The following is a 12,629-nucleotide window of genomic DNA, read 5'->3' on the forward strand; positions in this document are numbered from 1 at the left end:
CGGGCCCTTTTCGTTGTGCGCCCAGCATGGGCGCATTCTTGTGGGTGGAAGTCCCATCGTAAGCTGGTCATGTGCGGACCCGCATGCGGGGTGGTGTGACAGGGGTGCGATCAGCAATGATCGCTCTCTATGCCGAATTGCCTCCGGAATGCGCATCCTGGCATGCATGGTTAACACCGCTTTAACCCGGCTCTGATTAGGTGGAGCGGACGCATTTTGGCATGGCGAAGCTTCGGTGATTCGCATGCCCTCAGGCATTGGACGGGTTAGACACATGGCAAGAAGCACGTCGCCGGCGATGGATGGCCGTCCGGATCGGTTCTCCTTCTCGGCATTCATGCTGCGGCAGATCCAGGCGCTCATCGGCTTTGCGATCTTTCTGTTGCTGGCGCTCTGCGTCGCGGCGCTGGCGACATGGAACGTCGCGGATCCGAGCTACTCCTATGCCACAGCCAACCTGCCGACGAATATCCTCGGTTACAGCGGCGCCGCCTTTGCCGATATCGTCATGCAGTTCCTCGGCCTTGCCAGCGTCGTTTCGATGCTGCCGATCGTTGCCTGGGCGCTGGCGTTGATCTCGGGCCGCCGCTTCAGCCGCATTCCCGCCCGCGTCGGAGCCTGGCTTGCTGGGACTGTACTGTCCTGCGCCGTGATCGGCTGCTTTCCACCACCGCTCACCTGGCCGATCCCGAACGGCATCGGCGGTGTCGTCGGCGACATGATCCTGCGATTTCCCGCACTCTTCGTCGGCGCCTATCCCACCGGCACCTTCGCCATGGTCGTCGGCTGCATCTTTGCCGCGCCGACAGCCTGGATGATGCTCTTTGCCTCAGGTCTGGTCGGCCGCAGTGAGGCCGAGGAGGAGATCGAGGAAGATTACGTCGGGACAACAAGCAGGGCCCGCGTCGTCGGAGACGAGGACGAAGAGGACGAGTCGCGCTGGGTCGCTCTCAGCGGTGCGGTGACGCATGCCTGGTATATGAGCCAGGGGCGTCTGCGCCGGCTCTTCGGCATGGGCCCGCGCAAACGCCGCCAGGGCGATTTCGAATCGCCCTATGATTTCAACGATGATGAGTTCGGCACGCTGAACGAACCGGTTCGCGCCAAGGCGCCGGCTGCGCGCGGCGAGCGGATGGAGCCGTCGATGGAGCCATCGATGGGAGCAAGGTCGGCTTCGCCGCGCCGCATCGTCGCGGCGCCATCGCTTTCCATCGATGACGAGGATGACGACGACGATCTGCCCTTCGACCCCGACATGCCGCCGCGCCCGGCCGATATTCTGCCCGACGACGATGATGACGACTGGATGATCCGCGCGCCGGCGAAAGCCGCCGGCAAGCCGGAGCCGCGCGTCGTTCCCGCCGTCACGCGTCCGAAGCCCGGCGCCCGCGTCGAGCGGGAGGCGCAGGGCTCGTTCATTCGTCCCGAAGGTTTCCAGCTTCCCTCGATGCATCTGCTTGCCGAACCGAAGAATGTCGTGCGCGATTCGACGCTTTCGGCCGACGCGCTGGAGCAGAATGCCCGCATGCTCGAAGGCGTGCTCGAAGATTTCGGCGTCAAGGGCGAGATCATCCATGTCCGCCCCGGTCCGGTCGTGACGCTCTACGAACTGGAGCCGGCGCCCGGCATCAAGTCGTCGCGGGTTATCGGCCTTGCCGACGATATCGCCCGCTCGATGAGCGCCATTGCCGCCCGTGTTGCGGTCGTGCCCGGCCGCAATGCGATCGGCATCGAATTGCCGAACCAGACGCGCGAGACCGTTTATCTGCGCGAACTCATCGCTTCCCGCGATTTCGACGGCAGCAAGGCCAAGCTTGCCATGGCGCTCGGCAAGACGATCGGCGGCGAAGCCGTCATCGCCGACCTCGCCAAGATGCCGCATCTGCTGGTTGCCGGCACCACCGGCTCGGGCAAGTCGGTCGCCATCAACACGATGATCCTGTCGCTGCTCTATCGCATGACGCCGGAACAGTGCCGGCTGATCATGATCGACCCGAAAATGCTCGAACTCTCCGTCTATGACGGCATCCCGCATCTGCTTTCGCCTGTCGTCACCGATCCGAAGAAGGCCGTCGTCGCGCTGAAATGGACCGTGCGCGAGATGGAAGAGCGCTACAAGAAGATGTCGAAGATCGGTGTCCGCAACATCGACGGCTTCAACACCCGCGTCGAGCAGGCCCTATCGAAGGGCGAGGCGATCTCGCGCACGGTGCAGACCGGCTTCGACCGCCACACCGGCGAGGCAATGTACGAGACCGAAGAATTCGATCTCCGGCCGATGCCCTATATCGTCGTCATCATCGACGAAATGGCCGACCTGATGATGGTCGCCGGCAAGGATATCGAAGGCGCCGTCCAGCGCCTGGCGCAGATGGCGCGCGCGGCCGGCATCCACGTGATCATGGCGACGCAGCGACCGTCCGTCGACGTCATCACCGGCACGATCAAGGCGAACTTCCCGACCCGCATCTCCTTCCAGGTGACCTCGAAGATCGACAGCCGCACCATTCTCGGCGAACAGGGCGCCGAGCAGCTGCTCGGTATGGGCGACATGCTCTACATGGCGGGCGGCGGACGCATCCAGCGCGTGCACGGTCCTTTCGTCTCGGATGTCGAAGTGGAAGAGATCGTCTCCTACCTGAAGACCCAGGGCTCGCCGCAATATCTCGACGCGATCACCGCCGATGACGACGAGGATGGCGATTACGGCGTCGGTGGCGGCGGCCCTGCCGGTACGTCGAACCTTTCGGATTCGGAAGATCCTTACGATCAGGCCGTCGCCATCGTGCTGCGGGATGGCAAGGCCTCGACCTCCTACGTCCAGCGCCGGCTCGGCATCGGCTACAACCGGGCCGCCTCACTCATCGAGCGAATGGAGAAGGAAGGCATCATCGGGCCGGCCAACCATGCCGGCAAACGCGAAATTCTTGTTCCGACCGAGGGCGATATCCTCGACCGCTGAAATAATCGGCATATATTTCCTATTGGGACCGCTTTTGCGGAAACCTGACGGCAGCCAAACCGTTACCTCACGCTGGCCAGATCGCAACGCCTTGAAGCCGCCGCCTTTCGGCAGCATGCAGATCGCATAAAGGAGATTTAGATGAGTAACTCCGACACCTTCCTCTCCGGCCTGACGGTAACGCGCCGCGATCTTCTCGGCGCCTTTGCGATTGCTGCGATGGCAAGCGCCATTCCCTTCGGCGCGCACGCGCAGGCGGCGGCTCCTGCCTCCGGCACGGCGCAGGCGATCGCCGACCATTTCTCCGGCGTCACGACGATGCAGGGTGAATTCGTGCAGTTCGGTCCGCGCGGCGAGCAGACCGGCGGCAAGTTCTTCATTCAGCGCCCCGGCAAACTGCGCTTCAACTATGACGACCCGTCGCCGATGCGGGTGATCGCCGACGGCAAAAACGTCGCCATCGGCAATACCAAGCTGAAAACCTGGGATCTCTATCCGCTCTCCAAGACGCCGCTCAGCCTGCTGCTGGCGCAGCATATCGACCTTTCGGCCGGCATGGTGAAGCGCGTGAAGGAAGAGTCTGATCTGACGACGATCGCGCTCGGCAACAATACGGTGTTCGGCAATTCGACCATCACCATGATGTTCGACCCGAAGACCTACGACCTGCGTCAGTGGACGATCACCGACAACCAGGGCAAGGACACGTCGGTGATGATCTTCAACGTCAAAACAGGCATGCAGTTCGACGATCGCGTGTTCCGCGTGCCTTACGAGAGTATTCCGGGCACGGCAGCCTCCCGCGACTGAGGGTTTTCGGTTGATCGCCCGAGCCTTTTGCACGCGGCCGGTTCCCTCCTGTGCGCCTTTGTTCTAAAGCCCTTTCATGAAAGCACGCCGTCTCAACACCCGGCGTGCGGGAAAGGGCGTGGGCATGGGCTTTTCGATCACCACCTGGAACATCAACTCGGTGCGGCTGCGCATGCCGATTGTCGAGCAGCTGGTTCTCAAGCACCGGCCGGATATTCTCTGCCTGCAGGAAACCAAGGTGACGAACGAACTCTTTCCGGCGGCACCGCTGCGGGCGATGGGCTACGACCACATCATCATCCACGGCCAGAAAGGCTATCACGGTGTGGCGATCGCCTCGCGCATTCCGCTGACGGAGGATCACCGGCAGGATTATTGCGGGGTCGGCGATGCCCGTCACATCTCGGCGATCTTCGAGCACGGCAACCGCCGTATCCGGCTGCACAATTTCTACGTCCCGGCCGGCGGCGACGAGCCGGACCGCACGATCAATCCGAAATTCGGCCACAAGCTCGATTTCATCGAGGAGATGAAGCTCCTGAAAGCCAATGGCGAAGCCAACACCTCCGCCATCCTGGTCGGCGACTTGAACATCGCGCCGCTGGAGCACGATGTCTGGTCGCATAAGCAGCTGCTGAAGATCGTCAGTCATACGCCTGTCGAAACCGACGGCCTGCTCGAGGTGATGAAGCGCGGCAACTGGCTCGATCTCATGCGCCAGCATGTGCCGGAAAACGAGAAGCTCTACACCTGGTGGAGCTACCGCGCCAAGGATTGGGAGGCGGCCGACCGTGGTCGCCGTCTCGACCATATCTGGTCGTCATCGGATCTCGGGCCGCATCTCAAGCGCATCGAGATCCTGAAAGAGGCGCGCGGCTGGGATCGGCCCTCGGACCATGTGCCGGTCACGGCGCATTTCGATTTCTGATGCAGTGGCTGCTCCAGGAGTTCGAAGACACCCATAAGCTGGCCGAGGCACTCGACCGGCTCGATATCCCTTACACATGGCACAAGGTCGTTCCGTTCATCGGCGAGCTTATTCCCGATCCTGTTGTCGCCGACCCAGGCTCGGTGGTCATGTTCGGCTCCTACTCGCTGTGGAAGAACGCCGAGGCGAACGGTTACTGGCCTGGCGTCTTCAAGCTGCGTCCCTTCGTCCAGGAACAGGTGTGGCATCCCTACCTCCTCAACGGCGCCGACGCGCTGTTCCTGACGCTCCGCGACGTTCCCGCCCGTCTGACCGACGATGGGAGGGAATGGTTCTTGCGCCCGGTCGACGACAGCAAGGAGGAGCCCGGCAACGTGAAGTCGACGGGCGAGATCATCGGTATGGCGGAGAGGGTTCTCACACTTGACGAGGATGAAATCCCGAGCGGATCGCTTCGCCACGACACGCTGCTGATGTTCACCAAGCCTGTCCGCATCCTGCGCGAATGGCGTCTCTGGGCCGTCGACGATCGGATCGTCACCTATTCGCTCTACAAGGACGGATCGCGTGTCATCCACCGCCACGAGATCGATGACGATGCGCTGGAATTCGGGCAGCGCATGGTGGATATCAATCCCGGCTACTCGCCGGCCTATGTCATCGATGTCTGCCGTACTGAAGAGGGGCTGAAGCTGCTCGAGACGAATTGTCTCAATGCCGCCGGGTTCTACGCCGCAGATCTCGCGACACTTGCGGCGGCAATCGACGGCCTTACCCGCGGTGAAGCTTGCGCTTTATAGATGCGCTCCAAAAGCGGTCAGCTGAAGCGGTAGAACTGGCTTGCGGCCTTTGCCGCAAGTTCGGCGAGATTGTCGCGGATGCGGTTCTCGATCAGCCGGGCTGCGTCCGGATATTCTTCGATCAGCCGGTGGAAGAGGGCGCGGGTGATGCGGATGATGCTGGTGTCCTCGCGCGCGACCGCGGTGAATTTGCGTTCCACCAGCGTGACCAGCGCCAGCTCGGAAACCAGCGTTCCCGGACCGGCAACCCCTTCTGTCCTCTGCATGCCGTCGCTGCTCGTCGCGCTCAGCTCCAGGCTGCCGCTGATGATGACATAGGCGCTCTCGGCGGGCGAGCCCTGGCGAAACAGCATCTGGCCGGCGGCGATCAAGCGCCGGTCGGCGCCGAAAGCGATCAGCCGCAGCTGATCCTCGTTCATATCCTTGAACAAAGGAAGCTGCGCGAGCATGCGGATGTCGTCGGTCAGCGCCATGCGGGCTTTTCGCCTTAGAGCAATCCCAGCAAAACTGCGTCGCTGTCTTGCATCCGGAATTGCGTGAAAACAAAGAGATAGAGCATTTTCGTGTTCTGTGAAAACGGAAATGCCCTAGGGTATGATCTTGTAGCCGCCGTTTTCCGTCACCAGGATTTCGGCATTGGAGGGATCGCGTTCGATCTTCTGGCGCAGGCGGTAGACGTGGGTTTCCAGCGTATGCGTCGTCACGCCGGAGTTATAGCCCCAGACCTCTTCGAGGAGCACGTCGCGAGTGACGACCTTCTGTTCGGCGCGGTAGAGGTAGCGGATGATCGCCGCTTCCTTTTCCGTCAGACGGATCTTCTGGCCGTTGTCGGTGGTCAGCAGCTTCTGGCTTGGCTTGAAGAGGTAAGGGCCAACGGTGAAGGTGGCGTCCTCGCTCTGCTCGTGCTGGCGCAACTGCACACGGATGCGCGCGAGCAGCACGGCGAAGCGGAAAGGCTTGGTGACATAGTCGTTGGCGCCGGCTTCGAGGCCGAGGATCGTATCCGAATCGGTATCGTGGCCGGTCAGCATGATGATCGGCGCCTTGAAGCCGCCTTTGCGCAGCAGCTTCACCGCCTCGCGGCCGTCCATATCGGGCAGGCCGACATCCATGATCAACAGATCGACCGGTGTCGAGCGGGCGGTTGCAACGCCCTTGCCGGCGTTGGCTTCCTGCAGAACCGAAAATTCCTCATACAGCGACAATTGCTCCGTCAGCGTCTGACGAAGGTCATCGTCATCATCCACCAGAAGAATGGTGCGTGCGGTCATGCCCTTGCTTTCCTCATGTTAAGTCCCCTAGTCCTACGCCAAATTCCTGGTTTGGCAAGGATGGGGCGGCGGGCTGTTGCCGCGCAGGTTTTGATATGATTTCAATTGGAGCCCCAAACAATGCAAGACATGCGAGAAAAATGGAAAAAACAAGGCAGGAGCCGGGGATGAGGCCGTCGATGATCGTGGTGCGGCCGGCGCCTGGGCGCAAGAGCCGGGCGATCGTCCAGTTCGGCGCGATCACCGTCCCCGCCGCGATCGGCCGCTCCGGCCGCACTGTGATCAAACGCGAGGGCGACGGCGCCACACCGATCGCCTCGATGCGGCTGATATCAGGCTTCCGCCGCGGTGAGCGCAACGGCCGGCTCGCCACTGCGCTTCCCATCCGCCGCATCCGTCGCGACATGCTCTGGTGCGACCAGCCCGGCAACGCCAGTTATAACCGTCTCGTCCGGGCCCCGTTCGGCGCAAGCCATGAGGAGATGCGGCGCTGCGACCGGCTCTACGATATCTGCCTGGTCATGGATTGGAACATCTCCTCGCGGGCGCGCAATCGCGGTTCGGCGATCTTCTTCCATCTCATCCGGCCGGGCTACGAGCCGACGGCCGGCTGCGTGGCGGTGAGCCTCGCCGACATGCGCCGCCTTCTCCCGCACCTTCGAAAGGGCACGATTGTCCGGGTCCTCTGATTGTCTTCCGGATGCGGCCGCCTATATGTTTCCGGTGACCGGACGCTCAGGCTGAAATGCGTTCCGGGACGCCCAAACACGGGCGCAATTCATGCCTCGTCCAATTCTTCAAACTCCCGGAGATATATTGTGACCGCTCAACCCATCATCACTTTCCATGACGGACATTCCATTCCCCAGGTCGGGCTCGGCGTCTGGCAGACGCCGCAGGAGATTGCCGCTCCGACGGTGCGTACCGCGATCGCCGCCGGCTACCGCCATATCGATACGGCGTCCGGCTACGACAATGAAGAGGGTGTCGGCGAAGGCATCCGCTCCTCCGGCCTCGACCGCAAGGACATCTTCGTCACCACCAAGCTCAGAAACACCGATCAGGGCTACGACAATACGCTGCGCGCCTTTGACGGCAGCCTGAAGAAGCTCGGTTCCGCCTACGTCGACCTCTATCTCGTTCACTGGCCGTCGCCGCATCGCGGCCTCTATACCGAGACCTGGAAGGCTTTCGTGCGCATCCGCGAAGAGGGCCGCGCCCGGTCGATCGGCGTGTCGAATTTCTGCCCCGAACATCTGGAGCGCATCATCGGCGAAACCGGTGTCGTTCCCGTCATCAACCAGATCGAGCTGCATCCCGACTTCCAGCAGAAGGCGGCGCAGGACGCACACAGGAAATTGAACATAGCCACCGAATCCTGGAGCCCACTCGGCCAGGGTAAGTTCATTTCGAACCCTGTTATCGGTGAGATCGCCGGGAAACATCGCAAAACGCCGGCCCAGGTCATCATTCGCTGGCATATCGATACCGGCCTCGTCGTCATCCCCAAGTCGGTGACGCCGTCGCGCATCGAGGAAAATTTCCAGGTGTTCGACTTCAAGCTCGATGCCGACGATATGGCGGCGATCGCCAGGCTCGACAGCGCCGGCGCCCGCATGGGACCGGATCCGATGACGGCGACTTTCTGATCGCCGTTGCGATCATCGCGAATGTGCGTCGTATTAAACGGGATTCATGCGACGCGCTTTAGCTCTTTGTTTTGATGCATGTCGTTATCCCGGAACCGCTGCACAGTCCGGGCGACATGCATTAAGGCAATTGTGGTGGCGGTCTCGATGGAGGAAATCACCCGCGACGACCGCCGCATGGCTGGGCATGCAGCCTTCGGTCAATAATTGCAGTTCGACGATCCGTTTGTCGGGGCAAAGCCGAAGTCGCAGCTATTGCGCATACGCTGCGGCCGTCCGATCGAACCGGTATATTGGTCAGAAGCGTTGAAAGCCCGCGCGGGATACCAATAGCCGTTCGAGCTCTTGCTATAGCCGGGCCGGGCGCTGCCATAGCCGCGATATCCGTTGAGGGACGGGATCTTGTTTTGCGCGACCTGCTGCAGCAGGCCGGACGCGGTCATGACCGGCATCGCCGGATGGATCGTCCCGGCGCCGGCGGCGTCGATTGATGTCAGGGATGCAAAGACGATCAGGCTGGCTTGCAGTAAACTCCGTACTATTTTCTGCCTCATGGCCATTCCCTCGATGGCGCGTGTTTGCCGAAGCCGGAACGGTATCTGTCGCGTATCGCGCCCCATATAAATGAGGCCACAGGCGCTCCTGGATGTCGATTGCCCGAAAGGATGAAATCGGGAAGACGGGCGATGCACAAACGGGCTTACCCGGTGAATGACAGCGGGATAGGGAAGCACAGCCGCCATGAAAAGCGAAACCGCCCAATGCGCTGACAGCGCATCGGGCGGCTTTCATTCTCTTCCGTGGGACGACGGATCAGTTCCACTCGCGGATATCGACGAAATGACCGGCGATCGCTGCGGCGGCGGCCATTGCCGGCGAGACGAGGTGCGTGCGGCCCTTGAAGCCCTGGCGGCCTTCGAAGTTGCGGTTCGAGGTGGACGCGCAGCGCTCGCCCGGCTTCAGGCGGTCGTCGTTCATGGCAAGGCACATGGAGCAGCCCGGCTCGCGCCAGTCGAAACCGGCGGCCTTGAAGATCTTGTCGAGGCCTTCGGCTTCCGCCTGTTCCTTGACAAGGCCGGAGCCCGGAACGATCATCGCATCGACGGTGGCGGCAACCGTCTTGCCTTCGACCACCTTGGCGACTTCGCGCAGGTCCTCGATGCGGCCGTTGGTGCAGGAGCCGATGAAGACGCGGTCAAGCGTGATGTCGGTCATCTTGGTGCCGGGCTTCAGCCCCATATAGTCGAGGGCGCGCCATTTGGAGGTGCGCTTGGTCTCGTCCTGGATGTCGTCGGGGTTCGGGACGATGCCCTGGACGGAGATGACGTCCTCGGGCGAGGAGCCCCAGGAGACGATCGGCGGCAGGCTGGCGGCATCGAGCACGACGACACGGTCGTAGTGCGCGCCCTCGTCGGTTTGCAGCGTTTTCCAGTAGGCGATCGCCTGTTCCAGCGCCTCGCCCTTCGGCGCGCGCGGCTTGCCCTTGATGTATTCGAAGGTCTTTTCGTCAGGGGCGATCAGGCCGGCGCGGGCGCCGCCTTCGATCGTCATGTTGCAGATGGTCATGCGACCTTCCATCGACAGCGAGCGGATCGCTTCGCCGGCAAATTCGATGACGTGGCCGGTGCCGCCGGCGGTGCCGATTTCGCCGATGATGGCGAGGATGATGTCCTTGGCGGTGACGTGCGGCGGCAGCAGGCCGTCGACCCGCACCAGCATGTTCTTCGCCTTCTTCTGGATCAGCGTCTGGGTTGCCAGCACATGCTCAACCTCGGAGGTGCCGATGCCGTGAGCCAGCGCGCCGAAGGCGCCATGCGTCGAGGTGTGGCTGTCGCCGCAGACGATGGTCATGCCGGGCAGGGTGAAGCCCTGTTCCGGGCCGACGATGTGAACGATGCCCTGGCGCTTGTCGCTTGCCGAATAATATTCGACTCCGAATTCGGCGGCGTTGGTCGCCAACGCTTCCACCTGGATGCGGCTTTCCTCGTTCTTGATGCCGAGATGGCGGTCGGGCGAGGTCGGAACGTTATGGTCGACGACGGCAAGCGTCTTTTCCGGGGCGCGAACCTTGCGGCCGGTCATCCGCAGGCCTTCGAAAGCTTGCGGCGAGGTGACTTCGTGGACCAGGTGGCGGTCGATGTAGAGAAGACAGGTGCCGTCTGGCTGTTCGTCGACCAGGTGATCGTCCCAGATCTTGTCGTAGAGGGTACGCGGTGCGCTCATGGCGTTAAGTCCGTTTTTCGGATGCTTTTGGGAAATCGAGTAAAAGCGGATCAAGCTCCGCCGGCCGTCATTCGATCAACGAAGTCGGCTGTTGAGCGCACCGGACACGCATGCAAAGAACCGCGCCGGCAGGCGATAATGGTCCTGCAGCACGAAAATATGCGCGCCTGTGCATCTGAACTTGGATTCCATGGCCTGCATATAACGATTTTTCGCGGCGGCTTCAATTTGAATCATCAACAGCCCGTCCGCGGCCTGCTCAGCGTGCCACCGCTTTACCGAGACTTCATCCATTTCTCCGTCCGCCGCAGCGCTAGCGACAGGCCGATCGTCAGGATCAGGTAGATATAGGTGACGATCGAATAGGTCTCGAAGAAGCGGAAGGAGCCGGCGGCATAGACCTTGCCCATCTGGGTAATGTCGGCGACGCCGAGCACGGAGACGAGCGATGAATCTTTCACCATCGAAACGAAATCGTTGGAAAGCGGCGGGAAGATCACCCGGATCGCCTGCGGGAAAACGACCGAGCGGAAGCGCCGATAGCGGGAAAGGCCGAGCGCCTTGGCAGCCTCGATCTGGCCGAGGTCGACCGATTGGAAACCGGCCCGGAAGATTTCGGCGATGAAGGAGGAATAACCGATCGTCAGGGCGATGATCGCCCGCCACATCAGCGACAGATCGCGCACCAGGATGGGCTCGGCTATGCCTGAGTTCACCAGCGGCGAAATCAGAAAATTATAGCCGGCAACCAGGGCCGGGGCGCCGACGAAGGCGACGTAGAACAAGAGCACGAGGATCGGGATGCCGCGGATGATCTCGATGTAGAACCGCGCGATCTGCCGCGCGATCTGGCTGTCGGCCATGCCAAGCAGGCAGATGCCGAGGCCGAGCACGGTGGCGAGCACGAAGGCGACCAGCGTCACGAAGACGGTGATGCCGACGCCGTTGACGACGGTGCGGAAAACCTGGGCGTAGATATCGTTGGTGACGATGACGGCGGCAAGGACTATCCCGATCGCGACGAGCGCGACCAGCCACCAGGGATAGTCGTCCTTGACGTGTCTGTCGGGAGATGGTCGCAAGGCCATCAGCAATGGCTCGGCGTCATTCGCCCATCTTGTAGTCGAGGAACCACTTCTTGTTCAGCGCATCCAGCGTGCCGTCGGCCTTGAGCGCAGCGATGGCGGCGTTGACCGGAGCGACGAGATCGGAGCCCTTCGGGAAGATGAAGCCGAAATCCTCAGTGCCGAGCGGCTCGCCGATCAGCTTCAGGGCGCCGTTCGAGGCGTCGACATAACCCTTGCCGGCGGTGCCGTCGGTCAGCACCACGTCGACGTCGCCGGCCTTCAGCGCCTGAACGGTGGCGCCGAAGGTTTCGAAGAGCTTGATGCGCGGGTTCTGCTCGTTGCCGTCGAGCACTTCATAGACAGCGGTATAGAAGGGCGTAGTGCCGGGCTGGGCGCCGACCAGGCCATCCTGGAACGCGCCGAAGCTCTTGGCATCGGTGAAACGCTTCTCGTCGCCGCGCACTAGCATGAACTGCTGCGAGCGCATATAGGGGTCGGAGAAATCCACCTTCTGCTTGCGGTCTTCCTTGATGGTGATGCCGGTCATGCCGATATTGTACTGGCCGTCGGAGACCGCCTGGATCATCGCGTCCCAACTGGTGTTCTGATACTCGACCTTGAAGTTCAGCCGTTTGGCGATCTCGTTCATCGCGTCATATTCCCAGCCGATCGGCTTGCCGGATTTCGGATCGACGAACTGCAGCGGCGGATAGGCATTCTCGGTGACGACGACGACGCTCTTGCCGCCGAGATCAGGCAGCCCGGCCGCCGATGCGGTCAAGGGTGCAAGCGCAAGGGCGGCAAAGCTCGCAAGGACGGTACGACGAAACAGCATGGAACGGCTCCCGGATTGAACGGCGAAAACTGTCACGGAAGACCTGCCGAAGGCAAGGCCGCCGGCTGCGTGCCCAAGCAAAAA

Annotated in this window: 13 protein-coding genes; 6 read left to right on the top strand and 7 right to left on the bottom strand. The window is 61.9% G+C overall.

Annotation, left to right across the window (positions count from 1 at the left end; genetic code table 11):
• Positions 1–274: 274 nt before the first annotated feature.
• From ACS4RS_RS08715 to ACS4RS_RS08730, 4 genes are all read left to right on the top strand, one after another.
• Positions 275–2,962, top strand: a complete 2,688-nt coding sequence (locus ACS4RS_RS08715; protein WP_449313947.1) for a DNA translocase FtsK 4TM domain-containing protein — start codon at positions 275–277, stop codon at positions 2,960–2,962.
• A 141-nt stretch (positions 2,963–3,103) separates the two neighbouring features.
• Positions 3,104–3,772 carry an outer membrane lipoprotein carrier protein LolA gene (locus ACS4RS_RS08720; RefSeq protein WP_439011292.1) on the top strand — a complete coding sequence of 223 codons (669 nt, stop codon included), beginning with the start codon at positions 3,104–3,106 and terminating at the stop codon, positions 3,770–3,772.
• A gap of 124 nt (positions 3,773–3,896) precedes the next feature.
• On the top strand, positions 3,897–4,700 hold the full coding sequence (locus tag ACS4RS_RS08725) for an exodeoxyribonuclease III (RefSeq protein WP_439011866.1): 804 nt from the start codon (positions 3,897–3,899) through the stop codon (positions 4,698–4,700).
• Positions 4,700–5,500: an ATP-grasp domain-containing protein gene (locus ACS4RS_RS08730; protein WP_449313948.1), complete on the top strand. Its 801-nt coding sequence runs from the start codon at positions 4,700–4,702 to the stop codon at positions 5,498–5,500. Before ACS4RS_RS08725 ends, ACS4RS_RS08730 begins: the two co-directional genes overlap by 1 nt.
• 17 nt (positions 5,501–5,517) lie before the next feature.
• On the opposite strand, the gene ACS4RS_RS08735 is transcribed toward ACS4RS_RS08730, so the two are convergent.
• The gene (locus ACS4RS_RS08735; RefSeq protein WP_439011291.1) at positions 5,518–5,973 is read right to left on the bottom strand and encodes a cyclic nucleotide-binding domain-containing protein; all 456 of its coding nucleotides are present in this window, start codon (positions 5,971–5,973) and stop codon (positions 5,518–5,520) included.
• A gap of 114 nt (positions 5,974–6,087) precedes the next feature.
• On the bottom strand, positions 6,088–6,771 hold the full coding sequence (locus ACS4RS_RS08740; RefSeq protein ID WP_003582964.1) for a response regulator transcription factor: 684 nt from the start codon (positions 6,769–6,771) through the stop codon (positions 6,088–6,090).
• 167 nt (positions 6,772–6,938) lie between these two features.
• On the opposite strand from ACS4RS_RS08740, the gene ACS4RS_RS08745 reads away from it, so the two are divergent.
• A complete protein-coding gene (locus ACS4RS_RS08745; RefSeq protein ID WP_439011290.1) occupies positions 6,939–7,460 on the top strand; it encodes a L,D-transpeptidase family protein in 522 nt (173 codons plus the stop codon).
• Positions 7,461–7,589: 129 nt separating this feature from the next.
• Complete coding sequence (locus tag ACS4RS_RS08750) at positions 7,590–8,420, top strand: aldo/keto reductase (protein WP_439011288.1); 831 nt, start codon at positions 7,590–7,592, stop codon at positions 8,418–8,420.
• A 200-nt stretch (positions 8,421–8,620) separates the two neighbouring features.
• On the opposite strand, the gene ACS4RS_RS08755 is transcribed toward ACS4RS_RS08750, so the two are convergent.
• The 5 genes from ACS4RS_RS08755 to ACS4RS_RS08775 all read right to left on the bottom strand — a co-directional run bounded on the left by ACS4RS_RS08755 (position 8,621) and on the right by ACS4RS_RS08775 (position 12,545).
• Positions 8,621–8,974, bottom strand: a complete 354-nt coding sequence (locus ACS4RS_RS08755) for a cell surface protein (protein WP_439011287.1) — start codon at positions 8,972–8,974, stop codon at positions 8,621–8,623.
• 259 nt (positions 8,975–9,233) lie between these two features.
• Positions 9,234–10,643: a 3-isopropylmalate dehydratase large subunit gene (gene leuC / locus ACS4RS_RS08760; protein WP_439011286.1), complete on the bottom strand. Its 1,410-nt coding sequence runs from the start codon at positions 10,641–10,643 to the stop codon at positions 9,234–9,236.
• Between the two features lie 75 nt (positions 10,644–10,718).
• Entirely contained in the window at positions 10,719–10,937 is a 219-nt protein-coding gene (locus tag ACS4RS_RS08765; protein ID WP_439011894.1) for a hypothetical protein, read from the bottom strand.
• The gene (locus ACS4RS_RS08770; protein WP_439011285.1) at positions 10,919–11,731 is read right to left on the bottom strand and encodes an ABC transporter permease subunit; all 813 of its coding nucleotides are present in this window, start codon (positions 11,729–11,731) and stop codon (positions 10,919–10,921) included. The genes ACS4RS_RS08765 and ACS4RS_RS08770 overlap by 19 nt, the downstream gene beginning before the upstream one ends.
• Positions 11,732–11,747: 16 nt before the next feature.
• Positions 11,748–12,545, bottom strand: a complete 798-nt coding sequence (locus tag ACS4RS_RS08775) for a basic amino acid ABC transporter substrate-binding protein (protein WP_439011284.1) — start codon at positions 12,543–12,545, stop codon at positions 11,748–11,750.
• Positions 12,546–12,629 lie beyond the last annotated feature (84 nt).

It is taken from the genome of Rhizobium sp. F40D2, assembly GCF_051810745.2.
Taxonomy (GTDB): domain Bacteria; phylum Pseudomonadota; class Alphaproteobacteria; order Rhizobiales; family Rhizobiaceae; genus Rhizobium.

What these genes read in the sequence shown, in the direction of transcription:
- ACS4RS_RS08715 (WP_449313947.1), top strand. Translation starts at nt 275, where the DNA reads ATGGCAAGAAGCACGTCGCCGGCGATGGATGGCCGTCCGGATCGGTTC.
- ACS4RS_RS08720 (WP_439011292.1), top strand. Translation starts at nt 3,104, where the DNA reads ATGAGTAACTCCGACACCTTCCTCTCCGGCCTGACGGTAACGCGCCGC.
- ACS4RS_RS08725 (WP_439011866.1), top strand. Translation starts at nt 3,897, where the DNA reads ATGGGCTTTTCGATCACCACCTGGAACATCAACTCGGTGCGGCTGCGC.
- ACS4RS_RS08730 (WP_449313948.1), top strand. Translation starts at nt 4,700, where the DNA reads ATGCAGTGGCTGCTCCAGGAGTTCGAAGACACCCATAAGCTGGCCGAG.
- ACS4RS_RS08735 (WP_439011291.1), bottom strand. Translation starts at nt 5,973, where the DNA reads ATGGCGCTGACCGACGACATCCGCATGCTCGCGCAGCTTCCTTTGTTC.
- ACS4RS_RS08740 (WP_003582964.1), bottom strand. Translation starts at nt 6,771, where the DNA reads ATGACCGCACGCACCATTCTTCTGGTGGATGATGACGATGACCTTCGT.
- ACS4RS_RS08745 (WP_439011290.1), top strand. Translation starts at nt 6,939, where the DNA reads ATGAGGCCGTCGATGATCGTGGTGCGGCCGGCGCCTGGGCGCAAGAGC.
- ACS4RS_RS08755 (WP_439011287.1), bottom strand. Translation starts at nt 8,974, where the DNA reads ATGAGGCAGAAAATAGTACGGAGTTTACTGCAAGCCAGCCTGATCGTC.
- leuC (WP_439011286.1), bottom strand. Translation starts at nt 10,643, where the DNA reads ATGAGCGCACCGCGTACCCTCTACGACAAGATCTGGGACGATCACCTG.
- ACS4RS_RS08765 (WP_439011894.1), bottom strand. Translation starts at nt 10,937, where the DNA reads ATGGATGAAGTCTCGGTAAAGCGGTGGCACGCTGAGCAGGCCGCGGAC.
- ACS4RS_RS08770 (WP_439011285.1), bottom strand. Translation starts at nt 11,731, where the DNA reads ATGGCCTTGCGACCATCTCCCGACAGACACGTCAAGGACGACTATCCC.
- ACS4RS_RS08775 (WP_439011284.1), bottom strand. Translation starts at nt 12,545, where the DNA reads ATGCTGTTTCGTCGTACCGTCCTTGCGAGCTTTGCCGCCCTTGCGCTT.